Source organism: Paraburkholderia sp. GAS199 (assembly GCF_050436585.1).
In the GTDB taxonomy this organism is placed as follows: domain Bacteria; phylum Pseudomonadota; class Gammaproteobacteria; order Burkholderiales; family Burkholderiaceae; genus Paraburkholderia.
Genome location: NZ_JBNDMM010000002.1, coordinates 171,777 through 197,039 on the forward strand (window position 1 = coordinate 171,777; position 25,263 = coordinate 197,039).

The following is a 25,263-nucleotide window of genomic DNA, read 5'->3' on the forward strand; positions in this document are numbered from 1 at the left end:
GCCGCCTGCTGCTACACGAACTGCACCAACTGGCGGAACGGCGCGTCCGTCGACCGGACGCGCCGCTTCACCCACGACTGCTTACTTGGTCTTCGCTGCCTTCGCGAGCGCTGCAACCGCGCTCTTCGAATCCTGCTGCGAGTTCATGAACTTCGTGACCACGTCCGAGATCGCGCCGGCTGCTGCATCCGGTTGCGCCATGCCGTGTGCCAGCGACGGCACATAGCCGCCCGACTTGATCGCGACCTGTTCATCCGCGTACGACTTCTTCGCGCAGTCGTCGAACTTGGCCATCGACACGCCCAGGCGAACCGGGATGGAACCCTTGTTCAGGCTGAACTGTTCCTGGAATTCCGGCGTCATGATCGTCTTGGCGAGCGCCAGCTGACCCGGCGTTGCGTTCTTTGCGCCCTTCTGCTGGAAGAACACGAACGAGTCGACGTTGAACGTGTAGGCCTTTTCCGTGCCCGGCACAGCGGCGCAGATGTAGTCCGAGCCCGACTTCTTGCCGGCGTTGGCGAATTCGCCCTTCGCCCAGTCGCCCATGAACTGCATGCCGGCCTTGCCGTTGATGACCATTGCCGTTGCCAGGTTCCAGTCACGGCCCGTGCGGCCCGTGTCGAAGTAACCCTGGATCTTGCGGACCGTGTCGAACACGCCGACCATCTTGTCCGACGTCAGCGTCTTTTCGTCGAGGTCGACCAGCGCCTTCTTGTAGAAGTCCGCGCCTTGCGACAGCACGACGTCTTCCCACAGCGTCAGGTCTTGCCACGGCTGACCGCCCATCGCGATCGGCTGGATGCCCGCGGCCTTCATCTTGTCGGCCACCGCGAAGAATTCAGGCCACGTGGTCGGCGCCTTGCCGCCTGCCTTGTCCAGCGCTGCCTTGTTGATGTACAGCCAGTTCACGCGGTGCACCGAGAACGGCGCTGCCACGTAGTGACCGTCTGCGTGCATGATCTTGTCGATTTCCGGCGGCAGGTTCTTCTTCCAGTCGCCTGCGACGGAGTCGATCGGCACCAGCACGCCTTGCGATGCCCAGTCCTGGATCAGCGGACCCTTGATCTGAGCCGCGCTCGGTGCGTTGCCCGAGATCACCTGCGTCTTGAGTGCCGTCATGGCAGCCGCGCCAGCGCCGCCGGCAACCGCGAAGTCCTTCCACGTGTAACCCTGCTTCGTCATGTCGTCCTTGAGGACGCCGACGGCTTTCGATTCGCCGCCCGAAGTCCACCAGTGCAACACTTCGATCGACTCGGCAGCCTGAACGGCCGAGACGCCACACATCAGACCTGCGGCGCACAGAGCGCCCATGATCGCGCGAAATTTCATTGCTTATCTCCTCCAGACACCTGAACAAAAAACAAATGGCCCCTGATGTCGCCAGGGTGCTGTGGTTGGTTCAAAACAGGCAAAACACTGGGCGATCGAGCACGGTCGGGCGCATGCGCGGGGCATGTGCCGGCGGACCGGGTTTCGGCCGCTGGAAGCTCAAGAGATGAGTGGTTCGGGATGCAACTGACTGTCTCCTCTTTTGATTTTTGCCTGCCCGCGTCGCGCGCGGCAGACTCGAGGTGCCTTGCACGTTAACCCTGACGCCACCCTGGCTTTCCGGCCTTCCGTAAGGGCTGCCGGGTCAGGCTGGCACGTGCGCGAACGCATTGTCCGTTAACATGCAGGGGACGCCTGCCGATTCGGGAAAACGCGCATCTAGCCTCACAGCGCACGCTTTTTTCATCGAATTAGCGCTACCTCTTGATTTGGATTGTAGTTAAACTACAATTCAGTGTCAAAAAATATTTTATCGGACTACGGTCGCCCTTTCCGGTCCTCCCGGCGGCCTCAGGATATCGACGGAGACTCATGCAAACCGATTCAAGCTTCACCTTCGTTCTGTTCGGCGGAACCGGCGATCTGTCGATGCGCAAGATCCTGCCTGCACTGTTTGAAGCACACCGTGCAGGCAACATGCTGGCCGAGAGCGGGAAGATTTTCGCGGTGGCACGGCATGTCGCGGATCGTGACGGCTACCTCGAGTGGGTGAACGAACACGTCAAACCGCACGTGTCGAAGAACGGTCTGGATGAAGCAGCCTGGGCGAGCTTCCTGCAGCGCATCGAGTTCGTGAAGATCGACCTCGGCAACGCCGAAGACTTCGCGCTGCTACGCGACGCCATTAAAGATCTTGCCGGTATCCGCGTGTTCTATCTGGCAACGGGCCCGTCGCTGTTCGTGCCGATCTGCCGCGCGCTCGCGTCGGTCGGCCTGAACGAAAACTCGCGCATCGTGCTGGAAAAGCCGCTCGGCTACGACCTGAAGTCGTCGAATGCGATCAACGACGCGGTCGGCGAAATCTTCGCTGAAGAGCAGATCTATCGCATCGACCACTACCTCGGTAAAGAGCCGGTGCAGAACCTGCTCGCGCTGCGCTTCGGCAATGCGCTGTTCGAACCGCTGTGGCGCCGCGAATGGGTGGAGAGCATCCAGATCACCATCGCGGAAGAACTCGGCGTGGAAGCGCGCGGCGATTTCTACGACAACACCGGCGCCTTGCGCGACATGGTGCAGAACCACCTGCTGCAACTGCTCTCCATCGTGGCGATGGAACCGCCGCATTCGATGGACTCCGATTCCGTACGCGACGAAAAGCTGCGCGTGCTGCGTGCGTTGAAACCGATTGATCCGCGCGACATCGGCAAGGTCGCGGTGCGCGGTCAGTACCATTCGGGCGTGATCCGCGGCAATGCGGTGCCGGCCTATGCAACCGAACCCGGCGTGAAGCCGGATAGCCGCACCGAAACCTTCGTGGCGGTGAAGGTCGAGATCGAAAACTGGCGTTGGGCCGGCGTGCCGTTTTTCCTGCGCACGGGCAAACGTCTCGCCGATCGTGTCGCTGAAATCGTGGTGAATTTCCGCGCGGTGCCGCATTCGGCTTTGGGTGCTTCGGCCCTACGCGCCGGCGCCAACCGTCTCGTGATCCGTTTGCAGCCGAACGAAACCATTCGACTCTACTGTCTCGCCAAGCAGCCCGGCGAAGGCATGAATCTCGCCAGCGTCCACCTCGATCTCGCGTTCGACCAGTTCTTCCGCGAAGGACAGATGGAGGCCTATCAGCGTCTGTTGCTCGACGTGATCAACGGCCGTCTCGCGCTGTTCGTCCGCCGCGACGAGCAGGAAGCGGCATGGCGTTGGGTCGAACCGATCCTGAACGAATGGGCGAGCGTGAACAAGCCGCCCAAGCCGTATGCAGCAGGCACGTGGGGACCGGCGGCGGCGAGCGCGATGCTCGCGCAGCATGGAACCTGCTGGCTCGAAGAAGAGAACTGAAACGCACCGCAGCAACTGAATCGCGGTGTCGTGCTGCGCCCTAACCGGACGCGGCGCGGCGCCGGCAAGACCCACCGACGAACTGAACGGAATGGCGCCGGTAACACGAGGGCGTCTGCAGGTTATCCACCTCGCAGGCCTCGCGTGAGTGCAGCACGGCCCTATTCCGCAGGTCTAACAAGAAAGCAGCACGGAGGAGAAGTGATCGAGCTTCACGCTTTCGACGATCAACGCGCCCAATCCGACGCGTTGGCGAAGGCGGTCGGCGACGCGCTACATGCGTCGCTCGCCGCACAAGCGGCCGCGGCCGCAGCCGGCACGCCTACCCAGGCGGTGCGCCCCGCAATGCTTGCAGTGTCCGGCGGCACCAGTCCGCGTCCGTTCCTGCAGACCTTGTCCTCGCAATCCTTCGACTGGCCGCACATCGCCGTGACGCTGGTCGACGACCGCTGGGTGCCGGAAACGGACAGCGCGAGCAACTCGCAACTCGTGCACGACACGCTGTTGCAGAACGCCGCGCAACACGCCACGTTCTGGCCGCTGGTCGACACGAGCCAATCGCTCGATGCACACGTTGCCGCGCTGAACGCCGACCCGCGCTTTGCCGCGGTGCCGGACGTCGCGATTCTCGGCATGGGCGAAGACGGCCACACGGCCTCCATTTTCGCGGACGCGCCCGAGTGGGATCACGCCATCACCACCGCCGAGCGTTTCGTCGGCGTGCATCCGGGCAACGCGCCGCATGCGCGCGTGAGCTGGTCGCTCTCCGCCCTGAAAGAAGTGAAGCACCTGTATCTGCTGATCGCCGGACCGCGCAAGCTCGACGTGCTCAATGCCGCCGCCGCTTCGCTACAAAAAAATGCCATCTCGCAGTTGGCAAACGACAAGGGAGTGAGACTCGATGTCTACTGGTGTGCAAACTAAGGCAGTTCCGGGCGCCGGCCAGCATGCCGATGGACCGAGACTGCTGGCCGACATCGGCGGCACCAATGCGCGCTTCGCGCTGGAAACCGCGCCGGGCGAAATCGGCTCGGTGCAGGTCTACCCGTGCGCCAGCTATCCGGGTGTCGCCGAGGTCATCAAGAAGTATCTGAAAGACACCAAGATTGGCCGCGTGAATCACGCGGCGATCGCGATTGCGAATCCGGTCGACGGCGACCAGGTGAGCATGACCAATCACGACTGGAGCTTTTCGATCGAAGCCACGCGCCGCGCGCTCGGCTTCGACACGCTGCTGGTGGTGAACGACTTCACCGCGCTCGCCATGGCGCTGCCCGGCCTGACCGACGCGCAGCGCGTGCAGGTGGGCGGCGGCACGCGCCGTCCGAACAGCGTGATCGGCCTGCTCGGTCCGGGCACCGGCATGGGCGTGTCCGGCCTGATTCCCGCCGACGACCGCTGGATCGCGCTCGGCAGCGAAGGCGGCCACGCTACCTTCGCGCCGGCCGACGAGCGCGAAGATATCGTGCTGCAATACGCGCGCAAGAAGTGGTCGCATGTCTCGTTCGAACGCGTGGCGGCCGGCCCCGGCATCGAGGTGATCTATCGCGCGCTCGCGGGCCGCGACAAGAAACGCGTGGCGGCCAACGTCGACACAGTTGAGATCGTCAAGCGCGCGCTGGACGGCGAGCCGCTCGCGGCCGAATCCGTCGACGTGTTCTGCGGCATTCTCGGCACCTTCGCCGGCAACATCGCCGTGACGCTGGGTGCGCTGGGCGGCATTTACATCGGCGGCGGTGTCGTGCCGCGGCTGGGCGAATTCTTTGCGCGTTCGTCGTTCCGCAAGCGTTTCGAGGCGAAAGGCCGTTTCGAAGCGTATCTGCAAAACGTGCCGACCTACGTGATTACCGCCGAATATCCGGCCTTTCTGGGCGTGTCCGCCATTCTCGCGGAGCAGTTGTCCAATCGGGCGGGCGGCAGTTCGTCGGCGGTGTTCGAACGCATTCGCCAGATGCGCGACGCGCTCACACCCGCCGAGCGGCGCGTGGCCGATCTCGCGCTGAACCATCCGCGCTCGATCATCAACGATCCGATCGTCGACATCGCGCGCAAGGCCGACGTGAGCCAGCCGACGGTGATCCGCTTCTGCCGTTCGCTCGGCTGCCAGGGTCTGTCCGATTTCAAGCTGAAGCTCGCCACCGGTCTGACCGGCACGATTCCGGTGAGCCATAGCCAGGTGCATCTGGGCGACACCGCTACGGACTTCGGCGCGAAGGTGCTCGACAACACCGTCTCCGCCATCCTGCAGTTGCGCGAGCATCTGAACTTCGAACACGTGGAGCGCGCTATCGATTTGCTGAACGGCGCGCGACGAATCGAGTTCTACGGCCTCGGCAATTCGAACATCGTGGCGCAGGACGCGCACTACAAGTTCTTCCGCTTCGGCATTCCGACCATCGCTTACGGCGACCTGTACATGCAGGCCGCGTCGGCCGCGCTGCTCGGCAAGGGCGACGTGATCGTGGCGGTGTCGAAGTCGGGACGCGCGCCGGAATTGCTGCGCGTGCTGGACGTCGCCATGCAGGCGGGCGCGAAGGTCATCGCCATCACGTCGAGCAATACGCCGCTGGCCAAACGGGCAACCGTTGCGCTGGAAACCGATCACATCGAGATACGCGAATCGCAGTTGTCGATGATCTCGCGCATCCTGCATCTGGTGATGATCGACATACTTGCCGTGGGCGTGGCGATCCGGCGCGCGGTGCCGAGCGCCGACGTGGCCGAGACGGTCGCCCGCGCGCGTCAGGGCGCCGACGACGACGCGAGCGCCGTACTCGACTGGTTGAGCCACGGCGCGGCGTCTTCAGCGAGGGATTGAGCGCCGGCGTCGGGTGGTCCGCGGCGGCGGCGTTTCTTTGCTGAATGAAACGCGCTGCCGCCGCCAATAAATGCAAACGGCGATAATGGAAGTCCCATCGCCGAACGCACGCTTCCCACCCGATGATCATCCGCCCTCAACTCCAGTGGTTCCGCATGCTGCTTGCGTGGCGAGGCTCCGTCCTTCCGCAACTGCTGCCCCGACTCTTCCTGATCTTCTGCATCGGCATCGTGGCCGTGGCCGCTCACGATCACCTGCTGCCGGTTCCGCTCAATCTCAATACGCCCGCCCCGTTTTCGCTGATCGGCATAGCGCTGGCGGTGTTTCTCGGCTTTCGCAACAACGCCAGCTACGACCGCTGGTGGGAAGCGCGCAAGCTGTGGGGACAACTGCTCAACGACTCGCGCTCGCTCACCCGCCAGGCGCTGACGTTGCAAGTCGGACCATTGCCGAAGGAAGACATCAAGGAGTTCATCGCCGTGCTCGGCGCGCTGCCGCATGCGCTGCGTCACCAGCTTCGCTCGAGCGATCCGCGCTCGGATCTGGCGGCTCGGCTGCCGAAAGCGCAGTTCGACCGCGTCATAGCGTCGCGCTACAAACCGGCCACGCTGATGCTGATGCTCGGCGAATGGGTGCAGCGTCACGCGCAAACGGGCGCAATCGACCCGATGGCGGTGCTCGCCTTCGACCGGAATCTGAATGGTATTTCGGGGGTGATCGGCGGTTGCGAGCGCATCGTGTCGACGCCGCTGCCTTTCGCCTATTCGGTGATGATTCACCGCACGGTGTACTTCTTCTGCGCGGCGCTGCCGTTCGGCCTCGTCGACAGCATCGGCATTTTCACGCCTGTCTTCGCGGTGTTCGTGGCGTACACCTTCATGGCGCACGAGGCGATCGCCTCGCAGATCGAGGAGCCCTTCGGCACCGACGAAAACGATCTCGCGCTCAATACGATGTCGCTGTTTATCGAAGACGCGATGCGCGACCTGCTCGGCGAGCCGGGTCTCGTGTTGCCGAAACCGCAACCCGAAGACTACGTGCTGACCTGAACGGTCAGTCGTTGCAGTCAGTCGTTGCCGACGGTTTCCGACAAACGCTTGAGCGTGGCCACGCGTGCACCGATGATGTCGATGCGGCCACGTTCGTCCACCAACGGCGTGCTGGCATTCAGATACGCGGTCCAGGCTCTCTGGGCGCGCGTGAGTACCGGCCGCGAACGCACCGGCATTTTCGATTGCAGGCGGCGGTAGTAACGGTTCATGTCGAACATCGCATGTTCGCATTGCGCGTCCGCGCTGCAGGCGCGTGCGCGATGCGGTAGATCGCCGCCGGCGCTGACTTTCGCCACCGCGCTGCGTAGTGCCAGCGCTCGGTCGCGCACCGGTTGCAGTTGCATATCGGCTTCGGCGAGCACGTACATCGAACCACGCGTGGTGGCGAATACGGCGCTCAGCAAGGCCTTTTCGGCGTCGCGCGAGGCCTGCCAGCTCGCCTGGCTCTTTTCCCACGGCTTGCGTTGCGCGGGCGGCAGCTTCGTCTGAAGCTGTTGCCACGCGCTGTCCGCCGCGGCTTTCCAGCCGATGCGCGCGTTGTCCATGCATTGCACCTGCCCTGCCGTCGACGACGTGTCGCTGCGCGCGAGACAGGTGCGCATCGACGCGTCGATCGGATCGGCAGCCGCGACCTCGGCGCGCGCCGTGCGCGGCGTCACAGCGGACGCCACACCCAGCACGGCCGCGAGCGCCAGAACCAGCGCGCCTGGCAGGAACCGCCTCGCCCCCATCGTCAGCCGCGCACGCAATCGACGAAGTATTCGATGCGCCCGTTGATGGTTTCGCCGACGAGCCCGTGGATGTCCGTGTGGAAACCCGGGAAACGCTCGTTGAATTCACGCGCGAAACGCAGATAGTTGACGATGGTCTTGTTGAAGCGTTCGCCCGGAATCAGCAGCGGAATGCCCGGCGGGTACGGCGTCAACAGGATCGACGTGACGCGGCCTTCGAGTTCGTCGATAGGTACACGGTCGATCTCGCGGTGCGCGAGCTTGGCGAACGCATCCGAAGGCTTCATGGCCGGCTCCATGCTTGACAGGTACATCTCGGTCGTCAGACGCGCGATGTCGTTGGCGCGATAGACGCTGTGGATCTGCTCGCACAGATCGCGCAGGCCGACGCGCTCGTACATCGGATGGTGCGAGACGAACTCGGGCAACACACGCCACAGCGGCTGGTTGTTGTCGTAGTCGTCCTTGAACTGCTGGAGTTCGGTGACCATCGAGTTCCAGCGGCCCTTGGTGATGCCGATCGTGAACATGATGAAGAACGAATACAGCCCGGTCTTCTCGACGATGATGCCGTGCTCGGCCAGGTACTTCGTGACGATCGCGGCCGGAATGCCGGACTCGCCGAAGCCGCCGTCCATGTCCAGACCCGGCGTGACGATGGTCGCCTTGATCGGGTCGAGCATGTTGAAGCCTTCGGCGAGCGGACCGAAGCCGTGCCATGCGTCGTCCGGGCGCAGCATCCAGTCTTCGCGCGAACCGATGCCTTCTTCGGCGAACTGGTCCGGGCCCCACACCTTGAAGAACCAGTCGTCGCCGTATTCGGCGTCGACCTTGATCATGGCGCGGCGGAAATCGAGCGCTTCCGCGATCGACTCTTCCACCAGCGCCGGACCGCCCGGCGCTTCCATCATGGCCGCGGCGACGTCGCACGAGGCGATGATCGCGTACTGCGGGCTGGTGGACGTGTGCATCAGATACGCTTCGTTGAAGCGGTGCTTGTCGAAGCGGCTGTTCTTCGAGTCCTGCACGACGATTTGCGAAGCCTGCGAAATGCCGGCCAGCAGCTTGTGCGTGGAGTGCGTGGCGAACACCAGCGCGCCGATGCGCGGACGGCCCGCGCCGATCGCGTGCATGTCCTGATAGAACTCGTGGAATTCCGCGTGCGGCAGCCAGGCTTCGTCGAAATGCAGCGTGTCGAGCCAGTCGCCGAGCATTTCCTTGATCATTTCGACGTTGTAGATCACGCCGTCGTACGTGCTTTGCGTGATGGTCAGAATGCGCGGCTTGAGATCCGGATTCTTCGCGAGCGCTTCGCGGGCGAACGGGTTCGCCAGGATCTTCTTCTTGATGTTCTCCGGCTCGAATTCGCTGCGCGGAATCGGGCCGATGATGCCGAAGTTGTTGCGCGTCGGCGTGAGGAACACGGGGATCGCGCCGGTCATGGTGATGGCGTGCAGGATCGACTTGTGGCAGTTGCGGTCCACCAGCACGATGTCGCCCGGCGCAACCGTGCCGTGCCAGACGATCTTGTTCGAGGTCGAGGTGCCGTTGGTCACGAAGAACACGTGGTCGGCGCTGAAAATGCGCGCGGCGTTGCGCTCGGAGGCGGCCACCGGACCAGTGTGGTCGAGCAGTTGGCCGAGTTCGTCGACGGCATTGCAGACGTCGGCGCGCAGCATGTTTTCGCCGAAGAACTGATGGAACATCTGGCCGAGCGGGCTCTTCAAGAACGCCACGCCGCCCGAGTGTCCCGGACAGTGCCACGAGTAGGAACCTTCGTCCGCGTATTGCACCAGTTCCTTGAAGAACGGCGGCGCGAGCGAGTCCAGATACACCTTGGTCTCGCGGATGATGTGGCGCGCGACGAACTCCGGCGTGTCCTCGAACATGTGGATGAAGCCGTGCAGTTCGCGCAGGATGTCGTTCGGCAAGTGGCGCGAGGTGCGCGTTTCGCCGTACAGGAAGATCGGAATGTCGGCGTTGCGGCGGCGCACTTCGGTCACGAACGCGCGCAGCGCGACAATCGCGGCGGCCAGTTCCGGCGTCTCGCCTTCCACCACGACGTTTTCGACGTACGGCAGCAGTTCGTCGTCGTCGATCGACAGGATGAAGCACGAGGCGCGGCTCGACTGCTGCGCGAACGAGGTCAGATCGCCATAGCTCGTCAACCCGAGGACTTCCGCGCCTTCTTTCTCGATTGCTTCGGCCAGAGCGCGGATGCCGGAACCCGAGATGTTCTCGGAGCGGAAATCTTCGTCGATGATGACGACGGGAAAACGAAACTTCATGGGCGATTCTCCAAAAAGAACGACCGCTGCAGTCTATGAATTGCAGCGGTCACCCTGACAAGCTGGTGGGTCAGTACGCTGCGGACGTCACGTCTTGGGCAACGTGACGCCGTGCTGACCTTGATATTTGCCGCCGCGATCCGCGTACGACGTCTCACAAATTTCGTCGCTTTCGAAAAACAGCACCTGGGCGACGCCTTCGTTCGCGTAGATTTTGGCAGGCAAAGGTGTCGTATTCGAGAATTCCAGCGTGACGTGCCCTTCCCATTCCGGCTCGAACGGCGTCACGTTGACGATGATCCCGCAACGCGCATAGGTGGACTTGCCCAGACACACGGTCAGGACGCTGCGCGGGATGCGGAAATACTCAACCGTGCGGGCCAGCGCGAACGAGTTCGGCGGGATGATGCAGACGTCGCCCTTGAAGTCGACAAACGATTTCTCGTCGAAGTTCTTCGGGTCGACAATGGTCGAGTTGATGTTCGTGAAGATCTTGAATTCGTCGGCGCAGCGGATGTCGTAGCCGTAGCTCGACGTGCCGTAGCTGACAATCTTCCGGCCGTCTTCGGAGACGCGAACCTGATCGGGCGCAAACGGCTCGATCATTTTGTGCGACTCGGCCATGCGCCGGATCCACTTGTCGGATTTGATGGTCATAGATGAACGCTGCTCGACGTGAATGACAGAGGTATGACGGGTAACCGCCCGGTGAAAGTTCCGGGCAACGGTCTGGCTTGCTGGCCGCGTGGACCGCAGCGGCCGACTTTCGCCGTGGCAGCGGCCCTGGCCGGGCTTGCCCGACCGGACGCCCCAACGAAAGGCGCTTATTTTACGCGATCAGGAGAATGCTGCTGCGGGTGTCGGGATAAAGACGCGACACGCTGCGCCGAAGCCCACGCACGACGGCGGCAAGGCCGCGTCATTGGCGAATCAGACCGCATGCGAGCGCGGCGCCCGCGCCATGCTGCGGATACGCGTACGGGTCGGTGGCGTCGTGATGCAGGAGAACCGCGCGCTGGAGCACGGAGCGGATGCCGTCGAGCGATACGTCCGGCGCGACGATGAAACCCGTGGCCACGCCGTTGGAGTCGGCGTGAATGTTGCCGAGGTCGCCTTCGACCCGCGCGCCCGCTTTCAGACGCTCGGCCGCCGGCGAGAACACCGGACCGGCGCTGGAGCCGTCGGCGGCGTTGCAGTCGCCGCGCTCGTGAACCTGCAGCGCGTGGTCGCTATTGGGCGGCAGACCTTCGAGGTTATAGGTGACCTGCACGCCGTCGGAGCGCTCGATGAACGTCACGAGGCCGCGCGCCTGGTTGCCCACGGTGGGCAGCAACTGCGCGTCCGCACGCTTTTCCTGTGGTCTCAGGAACGTGCTACAGCCGCATAACAGCAGACTGCTGGCAGTCAGGACGATGAACGCATGCACCGCCTGCCCGTCGATTCGTTTTCCCATGCGATCCTCTTGCCGGCCTGGCGGCCGCCCCTGCGGCCGCCCCTGCGGCCGCCGAGCCGAACTTGTGAAGCCGACATGATACCGCGAGAGACGGCGGATTTTGACGGTCCGGCCCCGCTTTGAAGCATGGCTCAGGTGTTCTGCACGACGATGCTGGGAAACTTCGAGGTCATGTCGCGTGCGCGCTCGGCGATATGGATCGCGACCTTGCGCGCAATCGAGCGATAGATCTCCGCGATGCGCCCTTGCGGATCGGCCACGACCGTGGGTTTGCCCGAGTCGGCCTGCTCGCGGATGGCGATGTCGAGCGGCAGGCTGCCGAGCACGTCGACGCCATACTCCTTGCCCATCCGCTCGCCGCCGCCAGCGCCGAAGATATGCTCTTCGTGGCCGCAATTCGAGCAGATATGCATACCCATGTTCTCGACGATGCCGAGAATCGGAATGCCGACCTTCTCGAACATCTTGAGACCCTTCTTGGCATCGAGCAGGGCGATGTCCTGCGGCGTCGTGACGATCACCGCGCCCGTGACCGGCACGCGCTGCGACAGCGTGAGCTGGATGTCGCCGGTGCCCGGCGGCATGTCGACGATCAGGTAATCGAGGTCTTGCCAGTTGGTCTGCCGCAGCAGCTGTTCCAGCGCGGAGGTCGCCATCGGGCCGCGCCACACCATGGGGTTGTCCTGCTCGATCAGAAAGCCGATCGAGTTGGCCTGCAGACCGTGGCCGGTCATCGGGTTCATGGATTTGTCGTCGGGCGATTCCGGGCGACCTTCGATGCCGAGCATCATCGGCAGCGACGGGCCGTAGATGTCCGCGTCGAGAATGCCGACCGAGGCGCCTTCGCTCGCGAGCGCCAGCGCCAGGTTCACGGCGGTCGTGCTCTTGCCCACGCCGCCCTTGCCCGACGCCACCGCGACGATGTTCTTGACGTTCGGCAGGAGCTTCACGCCGCGCTGCACGGTGTGCGCGGCAATGTTCTGCGACACCTCGACACGTGCATCCACCACGCCCGGCACGGCGCGCAGCGCGTCGGAGAATTGCGTGCGGATGGCCTCGAACTGCCGCTTCGCCGGATAGCCGAGGACGACCTCGACGCTGATCGTGTCACCCTCCACGACCACGTTGCGGATGTTTTTGGCAGCGGCGTACGGCTTGCCGGTGTTGGGGTCAGTGACAGCCGCGAGAGCGGCATCGACCATAGCCCGTTCGATACTCATTGACACTCCGGGGAACACTTTCCACACGGCATGATCGAAATTTCGGCCATGCGTCGGAATTTGAAAGAAATTGTTAGACAGCATTGCGTATTCCAGGCGTGCCGTGCACCCTTCGGGCAGGCGGGACGCTATGGGGTCGCATCGCTGTGGACGTCAGGCATCATTGTAGATGCTGCCGCCGGGCCATGCCGGAAGACCCTGCTTCACAGTCGGACCGGGACTCGAAAAGGCGTAGCATTTTCAACGGTTGCACATCACGGCACTGCATCGGCGTCATGTTCACCCTGTAGATTGATCGCTACCGCCGCTTCACACGCTTCACTCAAGAGGAATCGAAAATGAATGCAAAACTCATGACTCGCCTGGCTGTTTTCGCGGTTGCCGGTTCGCTGCTGGCTGGCTGCGCCTCCCAACAAGGTACTAACACGGCCGTCGGTACAGGCGTGGGCGCCGGCACCGGCGCGGCGCTCGGCGCGATCTTCGGCGGCGGCAAGGGCGCGGCCATCGGCGCGGGCGTCGGCGCGGCGGTCGGCGGCATCACGGGCTACAACTGGCAGGCCATTCACAACAAGCTGTCGGGCGCCACCAAGGGCACGGGCACGCAGATCACCGAACAGCCGGACGGCTCGCTCAAGCTGAACATCCCGAGCTCGGTCACCTTCGACACCAACAGCTACGCGATCAAGCCGTCGTTCGCACCGGTGCTGGACCAGCTCACGCAAACCATGCAGCAGAATCCGGAACTGATCGCACAAGTGATCGGCTACACGGACAGCACGGGCCAGCCGGCGTATAACCAGACGCTGTCGGTCAACCGCGCCGAAAGCGTGACGGGTTATCTGGGCCAGCGCGGCGTCGCGCCGCAACGTCTGTCGGCACAAGGCATGGGCCAGAACCAGCCAGTCGCCGACAACAACACGGAAGCCGGCCGTGCGGCGAACCGTCGCGTGGAAATCTATCTGCGCGCAACGGCTCAGCACGCAACGCAATAAGAACGTCTTCGAGGAACTGGATAAACCGGGCGCCGGGCCTTCCTGGCCGCGCCCGGCGCGCCGTAAAAATCTGACGAAGGAAAATCTCGCACGAGGACAAAAAAAATTTCGAACTCTGCCGAAAATCCGCTGTCTGTCTTTACGGTACGTGGCTGGCGAAGCCGCCGCGTCACCATTCTCCTCTTGTCGTTGTTGCTCCGGGGTTAACAACCCCGGTTTTTTTTTGCGCGCTGCATGTTCAGCTTTGGCCGCTTCATCGGCCGCTCCTTCTGCCGCAACGCCGCCCCGCTCCTTCCAGCTTCTCCCGTCGTCTTCCGCCCATCCGGCTGGCTCCGCGCCGTGCGCCTGCCCTGCTAGAATCAACCTTTCGTCCCACCGCAGGCTCCCACCATCCTTATGTCAGCACCCGCAACCGATCTCGCCACCGGCGCGCCGTCAGGCCGTCGCCAGATTCTCGTCACGTCGGCCCTTCCGTATGCGAACGGGCAAATCCATATCGGCCATCTGGTCGAATATATCCAGACGGACATCTGGGTCCGGACGTTGCGAATGCACGGTCACGAGGTCTACTACGTGGGCGCCGACGACACGCACGGCACGCCGGTCATGCTGCGCGCGGAAAAGGAAGGTCTCACGCCGAAGCAGCTGATCGACCGCGTCTGGCAGGAACACAAGCGCGATTTCGACAGCTTCGGGATTTCGTTCGACAATTACTACTCGACCGATTCCGAGGAAAACCGCGTCCTGAGCGAGTCGATCTATCTGGCGCTGAAAGAGGCCGGTCTGATCGAAGCGCGCGATATCGAACAGGCGTACGACCCGGTCAAGGAAATGTTCCTGCCGGATCGCTTCATCAAGGGCGAATGTCCGAAGTGCGGCGCGAAAGACCAGTACGGCGACAGCTGCGAAGTATGCGGTTCGACTTACCAGCCGACCGACCTGGTCAACCCGTACTCGGTCGTCTCGGGTGCCACGCCTATTCGCAAGACGTCCACGCATTACTTCTTCCGCCTGTCGGATCCGCGTTGCGAGAACTTCCTGCGCGAGTGGGTGAGCGGTCTCGCCCAGCCGGAAGCGACCAACAAGATGCGCGAGTGGCTCGGCAACGCAGGCGAAGCCAAGCTCGCCGACTGGGACATCTCGCGCGACGCGCCCTATTTCGGCTTCGAAATTCCGGGCGCCCCTGGCAAGTACTTCTACGTCTGGCTGGATGCGCCGATCGGCTATTACGCGAGCTTCAAGAATCTCGCGGAAAAGCGCGGCATCGACTTCGACGCGTGGATTCGCAAAGGGTCGACCGCCGAGCAGTACCACTTCATCGGCAAAGACATCCTGTATTTCCACACGTTGTTCTGGCCGGCCACGCTCGAATTTTCGGGCCATCGCACGCCGACCAACGTGTTCGCGCATGGCTTCCTCACGGTAGACGGCGCGAAGATGTCGAAGTCGCGCGGCACGTTCATCACCGCGCAAAGCGTGATCGAAACCGGCCTGAACCCGGAATGGCTGCGCTACTACTTCGCGGCCAAGCTGAACAGCACGATGGAAGACCTCGACCTGAACCTCGACGACTTCCAGGCGCGCGTGAACAGCGATCTGGTCGGCAAGTACGTGAATATCGCGAGCCGCGCCGCCGGCTTCCTGATCAAGCGTTTCGACGGCCGTGTGCAGGACAGCGCCATGCAGCATCCGCTGCTCGCCACGCTGCGCGCCGCCGTGCCGCAAATCGCCGCGAACTACGAGGCGCGCGAGTACAACCGCGCGCTGCGTCAGACCATGGAACTGGCCGACGCGGTCAACGCTTACGTCGACACGGCCAAGCCGTGGGATCAGGCGAAAGATCCGGCCAATGCCGTCGCGCTGCACGAAACCTGCAGCGTGAGCGTCGAAGCGTTCCGCTTGCTGTCGCTGGCGCTGAAGCCCGTGCTGCCGAAGCTGGCCGAATCGGTCGAAGCTTTCCTCGGTATCGAGCCGCTCGTGTGGGCCGACGCCGCCGTGCCGCTCAGCTCGTCGCGACCGATCAACGCGTACAAGCATCTGATGACGCGCGTCGATCCGAAGCAGATCGAGGCGCTGCTCGCCGCCAATCGCGATTCGCTGCAAGCTACGCCGGACGCCGCCGCGCCGGCCGACGCCAAGGCCAAATCGAAAGCCGCGGCCAAGGCGGCGAAGGAAGAAGAAGCGCCCGGCATCATCTCGATCGACGACTTCGCAAAAGTCGATCTGCGTATCGCGAAGATCGTCGACTGCAAGGCGGTAGAAGGCTCGGACAAATTGCTGCAACTGACGCTCGACGTCGGCGAAGAAAAAACCCGCAACGTGTTTTCCGGCATCAAGTCGGCGTACCAGCCGGAACAGCTCATCGGCAAACTCACGGTGATGGTTGCCAATCTCGCGCCGCGCAAGATGAAGTTCGGCTTGTCCGAAGGCATGGTGCTCGCCGCTTCGGCCACGGACGAAAAGGCGGAACCGGGCCTCTACGTGCTCGAACCGGACAGCGGCGCAAAGCCGGGCATGCGCGTAAAGTAAAACGCACGCCGCTCGCCGCTGCAAAGCTCGCGAGGCTCGCGAGGCTCGGGTAACAAGCAAACAAAAACGGCACGCCTTCAAAGCGTGCCGTTTTTGCATTCGGTTGCCGGATCGTTCAAGGCCACGCCATCGCGAGCCCTGGCAACCCAAGCCAAGTCAACGCAAGGCGAACCCCCCGTCATTGTCCCCAGCGGATCCGGTCGAAGCGCCGCGTGTAGAGCAGATCGATACCGTCGAAGGTGCCGCCATACGCCGCCACCGACCAGTATCGCGTCAGGTTGACGGTCGCCTTGATCGCGTTGCTCGCCGATTGCAGACCCTGCTCGTAGCCGATCACGAGCCATTCGTTGATCGCCTTCGACACCATCACCACCTGCGGATCGGTCAGCCCGACTTCGCTTCGTCCAATCGAAAACTCGTCGAGTCCGAAAGTCTGCGCGATCCGTTTGCCGCTGGCGCTGCCGAGTAGCGCCAGCGCCGTTGTCATGGTGCTCTGCTGCCCGAGGTTGTTACCCTGATCCGTGCCGTGACCGAACAGCAGCCACGAGAGCTTTTCGTTGTCCGGCACGTTCGGCTCGGAAACCAGCTTGGCCACCGGAAACTGAACCGTGCCCGTGACCTGCACGCCCGCTTCCACCTGCTGGTTGCGGCGCATCGCCAGGATGTTGATGCCCGGATTCGCCACCGGTCCGTTGAACGTGAAGAAGCCGTTTTCGATGCCCAGCTTGCGGCCGAACGCGGTGTACGTGGAGCCCGGCGTGACGCGCACGTTGCCGACCGCGCGCAGCGGCAGGTTCGGCGCGCTCATCGCGGTGATGGTGCCGGCCAGGCCGAGGTCCGCGCCTTGTCCGCGAAAACGGAAGCTGTTGCCGAGACTGATGTCGATGTTGGCGCGCGGCGCGAACGGACCGATCGGCTTGTTGGTGCCGGCCACCGCGGGCGGCGGACGCTCGCCCGCCACCGTGCCGTCGGGACGCACGATCACCACGTCGTCGCCGAGTTTCGGCGCGGACTGCTCGGGCAAGTCGAACAACGCATGGTCGACCACGAATTTGCCGTTGATCGCCATGCCGCCTTGCGCCCCCGCGTTGGCGACGGTCGCGCTGCCCGACAGCGACAGGTTGCGATCGGGCGCGGCGAACAGTTCCAGCTTGTCCGCGACGATGCTCGCATTCAGGTCCGGCTCGTCGCCGTCCAGACGCACCCGGCCCGTCGCGCGCAACGTGCCGCTCGCGCCGTGAAATTCCACTTGCTGGAAGTCCACCAGATTGTGCGACAACGCAATGCGCACCACGCCGTCTTTCAACTGGACGCCCTGATCGACCATCGTTGCGGAGAGGCCGTCACCGAGTAGCGAGCCGGTCAGATTGGGCTTCGCCACGGTGCCGCCGAGCGCCAGCTTGAGCGCCAGATGGCCGTCGAGCAGATAGCTCGGCCCGAACAGGCCGCCCGTCGTTTTGAGCGACGGCACGTTCGCATTCACATTGCCCGTGAGCGCGCTTTCCTCGCCGACGGTCAGAAAGCCGTCGCGCATCACGAGGTTGGTGTGCGCGTCGGCGTCGATCACACCGATGCGGCTTGCCTGCGCATGCACGGTGGCGTTGAGCCGGTTGCCGCCGCTGAACTCGGCGCGCGCGGTGATATCGCTGATGCCCAACGAAGCGAGACCGCGGCCGATTTCCACGGTGACATCGCCGGTACGCCGCTTCAACTGGATATGTCCCTTCGCCGTGCTGCCGAGCGAAAAGTCCCAGTCGCCGTCGAACACCAGGTCGGTCTTGACGGCCGGTTGCGGGCCGGTAATCTCGCGCCGCAAATCCTGCAGACGCGCGACGGAAATGTCGGTCAGCGTGCCGGCGGACTGGATGCGCCCATGGTCGAACGCAAACGACTTCAGGCTCAGCACCGCGCCTTCGAGCGTCAGACGTGTCGAGCCGAGCGTGAGACGGTCCGGCCCGGTGCTCACGGTGAGCGGCGACTCCATGTTCAGCGACGGCAGGCCACGGTTTTGCAGACGGGTCACGGTGCCGTCCCAGTGAGTGCCGTCCCGTGCTTCCGTCAGCTTGCCGTTCGCAGCGAGTGTCAGGTCGAGCGGACGGTCCTGCAGCTTGCCGGTGGCCGCGGCCTCCAGCGTATGGTTGGCGCGCGTGCCGGACAGATGCGCCGTGAGCGTAGTCAGATCGACGCCGCCCGCGCTGAGGTTGCGCGCGTCGGTGGTGAACACCAGCGCGCCGTTCGCGCCGTCGCGCAGTTCGGCGTGGCCCTCCGCGTGGCCGATCCGGTTGCTGTTGAACACGACGCTGTCCGCCTTGTAGTTCAGCACCACGTTCGGATGAGCGAACGAGCCGGTGACATCGCCGTCCGCCGCGACGAGGCCTGCAAGTCCGAAGCCGAGACGCTCCAGCTGCGGCGCATCGACGCGAAAACGCAGACGGTCGCCGCGGCCGCCGAAGCTGCCCTGCAGATCGACCTCGTTGCCCGCGACCGACAGATTCGCCCGGCTCGGCAAGATGCGCGAGCCGGCCAGCTGCACGGTGCCCGCGCCGGTCAGCGGCAGGCCGTCGTAGACACTCGGCCCAAGCTTGAATTCGGCTTTGGTCGTGAACACCGGACCGAGCACGCCGGCGGCCGTCAGGGTGCCGTTCACGCGCGCTTCGATCTTGCGGGCCGGCGTCGCCTTCGTCTTGCCGGCCGCTGCCGGACGGGGCGTCTTGAGCTGCGCCACTTCGCTATCGACCGCCGCCTTCGTGGTGTTCTTGACCACCGCCGCGGCCTTGTCGCCCGGCGCGGCGCTTTTTGCTCCTGCGGTGCTGCCCGCCACGGCCGTCGAACGCGACGGCGTTTTGCCGGCGGCGGCTTCTTTTTTCGCCGAGGCCGCCGGCACACGCGACTGCATCTGCGAAGCCAGTGTCAACGGATCGAAGTCGGTGAGCTGCGCCTTCAGGTTGTACGTGGAGTTGCCATCGTGCTTGAGTGCGCCGGACAGATCGATGCGGCCCTTGCCCGATGTGATGCGCACGTCGTTGAAACTCAGACGCGCCGGGTCGAACGTCACCTTGCCTTGCGCGCGCAACGCGGCCTTCGGATCGGCGAGGTCGAGCGTAATGCTCTGCACGTCGTCGTTCAGACGGATGCCGATCGGGCCGGAAAGCTGCGTGGGCCGCACGCTCGCCTGCAGCACGTTCAGGTCGAGGTCGGCAACCTGTAGATCGAACTGGCCGTGCTTGCCGGTCAACGCCCCGCCGCCGGTGAGCGTCGCGTTCTTCACGATCCGCACCTTCAGGTTCGAGATGCGCTGCGCCTTGGCGTCGAGCCGCACGTCGGTTTGCGCGTCGATCACCGGCAGCAGATTCTGGTCGATGGCGCCGGGTTTGGCGTTCACGATCGACACATGTCCCGCGACCGCGAAATCCGCCGCGCTCTTCGTGGCGGTTTTGCCGGCCGATGCGGCGGCGGCCGGATTGGCCGGCGTCGCGGCGACCGGCGCCAGGTCCGCGCGCACCGACAGGTCCGCGAGCGGCGCGCCGGGCGCGAAGGCCTGAGGGTTGATGTGATCGAAGGTCAGCGTGGCGCGTTGCAGGGGCACGTCGCCGAACGGCGTGGCTTCCACCTGCGCGTGACCGGCGAGCTTCATGCCGCTCGCATCGAGTTCGGCGATCAGATGCTCCAGCGAGCCGGTCAGATGACCGCCCACCTGCACCGCTTCGTCGTTGACCTTGCCCGAGTAGCCGACGTCGCCGGTCAGCGGAAACGGCTGCACGCCGTCGAGCTTCGCCGCCGCCGTGACCGCGCCGAACGGTGTGTCCAGACGCTCGATCGCGGCTTCGTGATGACGCCCGTCGCTGCGGCCGTGGAACATGAAGCGCGAAAACTCGGTGGTGGAACTGCCCTGGCGCAACAGCAGTTTGTCGACCTGGACATCGCGGATGTCGAGTTGCAGCGGCAGGCGCAAGTCTTTTGGCAAAGTGAGCGGTCCGCTGCTGCTCGACGAAGACGAGCCGACACGCGCGTCGATCGTGCCGACATGCAGATAGTCGACCGCGAATCGCCACGGCTCGCGCGACAGCGCCCAGCGGCCGGCCACGCTGTCGACCTGAATATCGGTGCCGCTGCCGTCGAGGCTGCGCCAGCGCACCTGCCGCAACTCCACGCCGGTGGCGAGCGTGCCGCGCTCCAGCGTGCCGGTGAGCTTGCCGCCGAGCAGCTTGACCGCCGCCTGCCATGCGTACGCCGTGCCGCGCTCGGTCGTCAATGCGCCGTAGACCAGACCGAGCACCAGTGCCGCCAGCAACACCAGCACGACCACCAGCCACGCGAGCGTCTTCAGCAACGCCCGGCCGACACGACGCTTGCCCGGCGGTGTAGCGGAAGGCGGCTGCTCACCCGGCGGCTGGCCGCCCGGTGGCTGCGTGGGAGGTTGGACCGGCGGTTGGCCGGATACGTCCGTGGTCATGCGTCGATCATGTAAAAGCGGGTGTCCATCAGAAAGCGATGCCCAGGGTCAGATACGGCCGCCAGCTATTGTTGCGGATGCCATAGGCAATATCGACGTTGACCGGCCCGACCGGGCTGCGCCAGCGCGCACCGACGCCGACGCCGGGGAAGAACTCCTTTTCGCCCCAGGTGTCGGTGGCGGTGCCGATATCGAAGAACGCGGCCGCGCCCCAGTCGTGGTTGAACCAGTGTTGATATTCGGCCGCCGCCGTGACGAGATACTTGGTGGGCAGCACCGAGCCGTCGACGTCGTTACCGATGCTCTGATAGCCGTAGCCGCGCACCGAGTTCGAGCCGCCCGCGCGGAACAGCAGCGAAGCCGGCACGCCGCTCGAACTGCCGCTCGTGAACACGCCGCCGAGTTCGGCGCGCAGCAGCACGAGGTCTTCCTTGCCGATCGGCAGATACTGCTGGCCGCGCGCGTAGCCGCGAATAAAGGTCTGGTCGGTCAGCAGACCCTTCACCGCGAAGCCCGCCTCGACGTGAATCAGGTTGCCCTTGCGCGGAAACAATGGGTCGTCGGTATCGCGGCGGGTCCATGACCACGACGGCACCAGCGCGCGGCTGGTGGTCGGCGCACTGGCGTTCTGATCGAGCCGGTCCTGGTAGTAGAGGATCGAATAGTTGTAGTCGATGAATTGCGACGTGCGCGCTCGCTGCACGCCCGCTCGGATACTGTAGATGCGCGTGTCGGAAACGTCGGTGGTGGTGTAGGACGCGAGCACGCTATTGGTCCACGCGCGCGGTCCCGGCGGCATGGACAAGGTCACCTGACCGTATTGCTGGATCTGGTCGACGCGACCCTCGACGGTGAACGGCCACGCCTTGCCGAACGTGTTGAGATACGAATACGAGCCCTGTACCAGCGGACCGTTGTCCGTGGAATAGCCCACCCCGCCGCGAATGCTGTTGTACGGATATTCCGACACCTTCACGTGCACCGGCGTATTGACCGGCTTGTCGGGATCGCTGTCCGTGTCGATGGCGACGCTTGCGTAGTACGGCGTGTTCTGCAATTGCCGCTGCAATTCGGTGATGCGCTGCACGTCGTAGATATCGCCGGGCGAAATCGGATTGACATTGTCGACGATCTGTTCCGGGTAGCGCCGTGTGCCGGACACGTCGAGCTTGCCCATCGTGAAGGTCGGACCGCTGTCGTACGAGACCGTCAGTTTCGCCTCGTGCGTGCGCGGATCGACGCGGGCTTCGGAGTGGTAAATCTTCGCGCCGAGATAGCGGCGCGACTGCAGCGCCTTGAGCGAGGCGTTCTTCGCGTCGTCCCAGTCGCCCTGCGAAAACGGCTCGCCCTCGTGCAGCGAAAACGCGAAGCGCGCGGCATTTTCCTGCGCCGGGTCTTCGGTTAGCACCGGACCGCGAAACGACAATGAAATCGAACTGATGGTGGTTTGCGGACCGGGGTCGACGCTGACCGTGACTTGCCGGGTATCGTCGACTGTTTTGACGTCGGTTCGCACGACCGGAGAAAAATAGCCCTGCGTGGCGGCGAGATCGCGCACCTGCTGCGGCGTGGCGGTGATCAGAAACTCGAACTGGTCGCCGCTGATATCCGGACGCTTCGCGAAACGGGCAATATCCAGATGCGCTTCAAGCAGCTTGCGCAGCGAGCGCGGCGACGCCTCGATGTCGACCTTGTAGCTGGCGGCGGGTTTGGCCGCGTAAGCGTTCGCGGCGGCCAGCGTCAGCGAGACCATGCACATGGCCAGCCACGCGTGCAGCCAGCGCCGCAAGCACCGGACGGGCGCCGCGCGCATGGCGCGGCCACGCCCTGCACCGGCATTGCCGCGTCGCACTCGCGGCTTTTCGATCGCGCACCCCGCCAAACAGGACCTCCGGCCACGGTTGATGAATTCTTTCGCTCGGGCGCGCCGGGGCGGCCGAAGCTCGCTATTTGACCACATCGGCGCGACCAGGCGGACCTTGCAGACCAACGCCGACTGCCGGCCCGCACGGGCGCCTTTCTTCTCTCATGCATGGCAACTGAAAGACAGGCATCCGACGCCACGCGCCCGCCTTTGACGCGCTGCCGGGGCGCGGGTTCCAGCCGATTTCGCCGCACCTCGACAAAGCCTGTCGCCGTTTTTAGACCGGACGCGGCGCATGCGGTAAAATTATGGAATAGCGGCGAGGCCACGCGGAATTCCAGCCGGAATTCCCCGGCCGGCGCCAGTTCCCACACCACGGACGTCGAGCCATGTATCAATCGGACATCACCCAGTTCCTGAACCAGCTCAAGCAACAGAAGCCCAATCTGGAAGCCGAGCAACGCCGCGGCCGCGCGCTGCTGTGGGACAAACAGCCGATCGATCTCGAAGAGCGCGCCGAGCAGAAAGCCTCGCGCGTCGAGCAAACGCCTTACTCGTACTATCAGAACTTCTAAGCGCGTGAGTCACGCCGACGAGGCACAGGGCGCGACCCCGGCGCCTGCCGACGCAGCGCTCGCCGCGCCCACTACCGATTCGACGCCCGATACCGTCGACGGCATCGCGTTCGCGCGTCTGTATGGCGAGCCGCTTTTCAAGCTGCCCACCGACCTCTACATTCCGCCGGACGCGCTCGAAGTTTTCCTCGAAACCTTCGAAGGTCCGCTGGACCTGTTGCTGTACCTGATCCGCAAGCAGAACTTCAACGTGCTCGATATTCCGATGGCGGACGTCACGGTGCAGTATCTGGGTTACGTCGACCAGTTGCGCCAGACCAATCTCGAACTCGCCTCCGAATATCTGCTGATGGCCGCGATGCTGATCGAGATCAAGTCGCGCATGCTGTTGCCGGTCAAGAAAGCCGACAGCGGCGAAGAGGCCGAAGACCCGCGCGCGGAACTGGTGCGCCGCCTGCTCGAGTACGAGCAGATGAAGCTCGCCGCGCAGCGTATCGACCAGTTGCCGCAACTCGGCCGCGACTTCCTGCGCGCCGAGGTCTACATCGAGCAGAGCATCACGCCGCGCTTTCCCGACGTGAACAGCGAAGACCTGCGCTCCGCGTGGGCCGATGTGATCAAGCGCGCGAAGCTGGTGCAGCATCACAAGATTTCGCGCGAAGAACTGTCGGTGCGCGAGCACATGAGCACGATCCTGCGGCAACTGCAGAACGCGCGCTTCATGGAGTTCTCCGACCTCTTCGACACGAGCAAGGGCGTACCGGTCGTGGTGGTGAATTTCATCGCCATGCTGGAGTTGTGCCGCGAATCGCTGGTCGAGATCACCCAGGCCGAACCGTTCGCGCCCATCTACGTGCGGCTCGCCTACCTGCCGGCCTGATGGCGTACCAGTGCGCCGGCGTCGTGGCACCATGCGGCCGCAGTGCGAACGCAAGCCGGGCAGCAAACCAGGCCCCGCATGTTCCAGACATGGTGCATGCGCCTCGTTTCGGTGCGCCGCCCGCTCAAATCCACTACAATCCCGCGCTTCGAACCTGTCATCATCAGTGAGGCGACGGGCCGCGCAAATGCCTGACTATTTGCGCCAACCGGGTCTCGCGCGGCGCAAGGAAATCCCAGTCCAATCATGAAAGTCATCAGCTCGATCCATGAATTGCGCGACCAGTTGCGTGGCCAGAATCGCACCGCCTTCGTGCCGACCATGGGCAACCTGCACGAAGGCCATCTTTCGCTGATGCGTCTCGCGCGTCAGCACGGCGATCCGGTGGTGGCCAGCATCTTCGTGAACCGCCTGCAATTCGGCCCGAACGAAGACTTCGACAAATATCCGCGCACGATGGAAGCCGACATCGAGAAGCTGCAGAAAGAAGGCGTCTACGTGCTGTTCGCGCCCACGGAACGCGACCTGTACCCGGAACCGCAGGAATATCGCGTTCATCCGCCGCACGATCTCGGCGACATTCTCGAAGGCGAGTTCCGCCCCGGCTTCTTTCAGGGCGTGTGCACGGTGGTGATGAAGCTGATGTCCTGCGTGCAGCCGCGCGTTGCCGTGTTCGGCAAGAAGGACTATCAGCAGTTGATGATCGTGCGCCGCATGTGTCATCAGTTCGCGTTGCCCACCGACATCATCGCCGCCGAAACCGTGCGTGACGCCGACGGCCTCGCCCTCAGCTCGCGCAACCGCTATCTGCAGGCGGCCGAGCGCGCCGAAGCGCCGGTCCTCGCGGCCGAACTGAATCGCGTGCGCGAAGCCGTGCTCGGCGGCGAACGCGATTTCGCAAAACTCGAACAGGCCGCGATGGCGGCGCTCGCCGCGCGCGGCTGGCAGCCCGACTACATCGCCGTGCGCAAGCGCTCGAACCTGCTGCCGCCGGGCGCGCAGGATGCGAACGCGGAACTGGTCGTGCTGGCCGCGGCCAAGCTCGGCGCCACCCGCCTCATCGACAACCTCGAAATCTGACGTC

The 25,263-nt window shown here is 64.0% G+C and carries 17 protein-coding genes; 9 read left to right on the forward strand and 8 right to left on the reverse strand.

Features of this window, described 5'->3' with window-relative positions; genetic code table 11:
- Positions 1 to 81: 81 nt before the first annotated feature.
- Positions 82 to 1,329, reverse strand: coding sequence for an ABC transporter substrate-binding protein (locus P3T18_RS06895; protein ID WP_429299184.1), 1,248 nt, complete (start codon positions 1,327 to 1,329; stop codon positions 82 to 84).
- Between the two features lie 531 nt (positions 1,330 to 1,860).
- Here P3T18_RS06895 and zwf point away from each other — a divergent pair.
- The 4 genes from zwf to P3T18_RS06915 all read left to right on the forward strand — a co-directional run bounded on the left by zwf (position 1,861) and on the right by P3T18_RS06915 (position 7,191).
- Positions 1,861 to 3,324: a glucose-6-phosphate dehydrogenase gene (gene zwf / locus P3T18_RS06900; protein WP_429299185.1), complete on the forward strand. Its 1,464-nt coding sequence runs from the start codon at positions 1,861 to 1,863 to the stop codon at positions 3,322 to 3,324.
- A 201-nt stretch (positions 3,325 to 3,525) separates the two neighbouring features.
- Entirely contained in the window at positions 3,526 to 4,248 is a 723-nt protein-coding gene (pgl, locus tag P3T18_RS06905; protein ID WP_429299186.1) for a 6-phosphogluconolactonase, read from the forward strand.
- Complete coding sequence (locus P3T18_RS06910; protein WP_429299187.1) at positions 4,226 to 6,142, forward strand: bifunctional transcriptional regulator/glucokinase; 1,917 nt, start codon at positions 4,226 to 4,228, stop codon at positions 6,140 to 6,142. The genes pgl and P3T18_RS06910 overlap by 23 nt, the downstream gene beginning before the upstream one ends.
- Positions 6,143 to 6,264: 122 nt before the next feature.
- Positions 6,265 to 7,191 (forward strand): bestrophin family protein, encoded by a 927-nt coding sequence (locus P3T18_RS06915; RefSeq protein WP_429299188.1) that lies wholly within the window; start codon positions 6,265 to 6,267, stop codon positions 7,189 to 7,191.
- Between the two features lie 17 nt (positions 7,192 to 7,208).
- Here the strand turns inward: P3T18_RS06915 and P3T18_RS06920 are convergent, their stop codons facing one another.
- The 5 genes from P3T18_RS06920 to apbC all read right to left on the reverse strand — a co-directional run bounded on the left by P3T18_RS06920 (position 7,209) and on the right by apbC (position 12,886).
- Positions 7,209 to 7,925 carry a lysozyme inhibitor LprI family protein gene (locus P3T18_RS06920; RefSeq protein ID WP_429299189.1) on the reverse strand — a complete coding sequence of 239 codons (717 nt, stop codon included), beginning with the start codon at positions 7,923 to 7,925 and terminating at the stop codon, positions 7,209 to 7,211.
- Between the two features lie 2 nt (positions 7,926 to 7,927).
- Positions 7,928 to 10,213: an Orn/Lys/Arg decarboxylase N-terminal domain-containing protein gene (locus tag P3T18_RS06925; RefSeq protein WP_429299190.1), complete on the reverse strand. Its 2,286-nt coding sequence runs from the start codon at positions 10,211 to 10,213 to the stop codon at positions 7,928 to 7,930.
- Positions 10,214 to 10,300: 87 nt separating this feature from the next.
- Positions 10,301 to 10,870 (reverse strand): dCTP deaminase, encoded by a 570-nt coding sequence (gene dcd, locus P3T18_RS06930; RefSeq protein WP_008924193.1) that lies wholly within the window; start codon positions 10,868 to 10,870, stop codon positions 10,301 to 10,303.
- 262 nt (positions 10,871 to 11,132) lie between these two features.
- Positions 11,133 to 11,666: a superoxide dismutase family protein gene (locus P3T18_RS06935; RefSeq protein ID WP_429299191.1), complete on the reverse strand. Its 534-nt coding sequence runs from the start codon at positions 11,664 to 11,666 to the stop codon at positions 11,133 to 11,135.
- A 131-nt stretch (positions 11,667 to 11,797) separates the two neighbouring features.
- Positions 11,798 to 12,886, reverse strand: coding sequence for an iron-sulfur cluster carrier protein ApbC (apbC, locus tag P3T18_RS06940; protein ID WP_429299192.1), 1,089 nt, complete (start codon positions 12,884 to 12,886; stop codon positions 11,798 to 11,800).
- A 338-nt stretch (positions 12,887 to 13,224) separates the two neighbouring features.
- Between apbC and P3T18_RS06945 the strand changes: the two genes are divergently transcribed.
- Together P3T18_RS06945 and metG are read left to right on the forward strand one after the other, a co-directional pair.
- The gene (locus P3T18_RS06945) at positions 13,225 to 13,878 is read left to right on the forward strand and encodes an OmpA family protein (RefSeq protein WP_429299193.1); all 654 of its coding nucleotides are present in this window, start codon (positions 13,225 to 13,227) and stop codon (positions 13,876 to 13,878) included.
- Positions 13,879 to 14,274: 396 nt separating this feature from the next.
- Positions 14,275 to 16,407: a methionine--tRNA ligase gene (gene metG, locus P3T18_RS06950; protein WP_429299194.1), complete on the forward strand. Its 2,133-nt coding sequence runs from the start codon at positions 14,275 to 14,277 to the stop codon at positions 16,405 to 16,407.
- 178 nt (positions 16,408 to 16,585) lie between these two features.
- Here metG and P3T18_RS06955 read toward each other — a convergent pair whose 3' ends face one another.
- Positions 16,586 to 20,860, reverse strand: a complete 4,275-nt coding sequence (locus tag P3T18_RS06955; RefSeq protein ID WP_429299195.1) for a translocation/assembly module TamB domain-containing protein — start codon at positions 20,858 to 20,860, stop codon at positions 16,586 to 16,588.
- A gap of 28 nt (positions 20,861 to 20,888) precedes the next feature.
- Positions 20,889 to 22,742 (reverse strand): autotransporter assembly complex protein TamA, encoded by a 1,854-nt coding sequence (locus tag P3T18_RS06960; protein WP_429299196.1) that lies wholly within the window; start codon positions 22,740 to 22,742, stop codon positions 20,889 to 20,891.
- 371 nt (positions 22,743 to 23,113) lie between these two features.
- Between P3T18_RS06960 and P3T18_RS06965 the strand changes: the two genes are divergently transcribed.
- From P3T18_RS06965 to panC, 3 genes are all read left to right on the forward strand, one after another.
- Positions 23,114 to 23,299: a DUF3460 family protein gene (locus P3T18_RS06965; RefSeq protein WP_007175923.1), complete on the forward strand. Its 186-nt coding sequence runs from the start codon at positions 23,114 to 23,116 to the stop codon at positions 23,297 to 23,299.
- A 4-nt stretch (positions 23,300 to 23,303) separates the two neighbouring features.
- Positions 23,304 to 24,179, forward strand: a complete 876-nt coding sequence (locus tag P3T18_RS06970; protein WP_429299197.1) for a segregation and condensation protein A — start codon at positions 23,304 to 23,306, stop codon at positions 24,177 to 24,179.
- A 246-nt stretch (positions 24,180 to 24,425) separates the two neighbouring features.
- Positions 24,426 to 25,259 (forward strand): pantoate--beta-alanine ligase, encoded by an 834-nt coding sequence (gene panC / locus P3T18_RS06975; RefSeq protein WP_429299198.1) that lies wholly within the window; start codon positions 24,426 to 24,428, stop codon positions 25,257 to 25,259.
- Positions 25,260 to 25,263: the final 4 nt, after the last annotated feature.

Bases quoted from the DNA above. Each gene is read 5' to 3' on its own strand.
- P3T18_RS06895 (WP_429299184.1), bottom strand. From the start codon at position 1,329: ATGAAATTTCGCGCGATCATGGGCGCTCTGTGCGCCGCAGGTCTGATG.
- zwf (WP_429299185.1), top strand. From the start codon at position 1,861: ATGCAAACCGATTCAAGCTTCACCTTCGTTCTGTTCGGCGGAACCGGC.
- P3T18_RS06910 (WP_429299187.1), top strand. From the start codon at position 4,226: ATGTCTACTGGTGTGCAAACTAAGGCAGTTCCGGGCGCCGGCCAGCAT.
- P3T18_RS06915 (WP_429299188.1), top strand. From the start codon at position 6,265: ATGATCATCCGCCCTCAACTCCAGTGGTTCCGCATGCTGCTTGCGTGG.
- P3T18_RS06920 (WP_429299189.1), bottom strand. From the start codon at position 7,925: ATGGGGGCGAGGCGGTTCCTGCCAGGCGCGCTGGTTCTGGCGCTCGCG.
- P3T18_RS06925 (WP_429299190.1), bottom strand. From the start codon at position 10,213: ATGAAGTTTCGTTTTCCCGTCGTCATCATCGACGAAGATTTCCGCTCC.
- dcd (WP_008924193.1), bottom strand. From the start codon at position 10,870: ATGACCATCAAATCCGACAAGTGGATCCGGCGCATGGCCGAGTCGCAC.
- P3T18_RS06935 (WP_429299191.1), bottom strand. From the start codon at position 11,666: ATGGGAAAACGAATCGACGGGCAGGCGGTGCATGCGTTCATCGTCCTG.
- apbC (WP_429299192.1), bottom strand. From the start codon at position 12,886: ATGAGTATCGAACGGGCTATGGTCGATGCCGCTCTCGCGGCTGTCACT.
- P3T18_RS06945 (WP_429299193.1), top strand. From the start codon at position 13,225: ATGAATGCAAAACTCATGACTCGCCTGGCTGTTTTCGCGGTTGCCGGT.
- metG (WP_429299194.1), top strand. From the start codon at position 14,275: ATGTCAGCACCCGCAACCGATCTCGCCACCGGCGCGCCGTCAGGCCGT.
- P3T18_RS06955 (WP_429299195.1), bottom strand. From the start codon at position 20,860: ATGACCACGGACGTATCCGGCCAACCGCCGGTCCAACCTCCCACGCAG.
- P3T18_RS06965 (WP_007175923.1), top strand. From the start codon at position 23,114: ATGTATCAATCGGACATCACCCAGTTCCTGAACCAGCTCAAGCAACAG.
- panC (WP_429299198.1), top strand. From the start codon at position 24,426: ATGAAAGTCATCAGCTCGATCCATGAATTGCGCGACCAGTTGCGTGGC.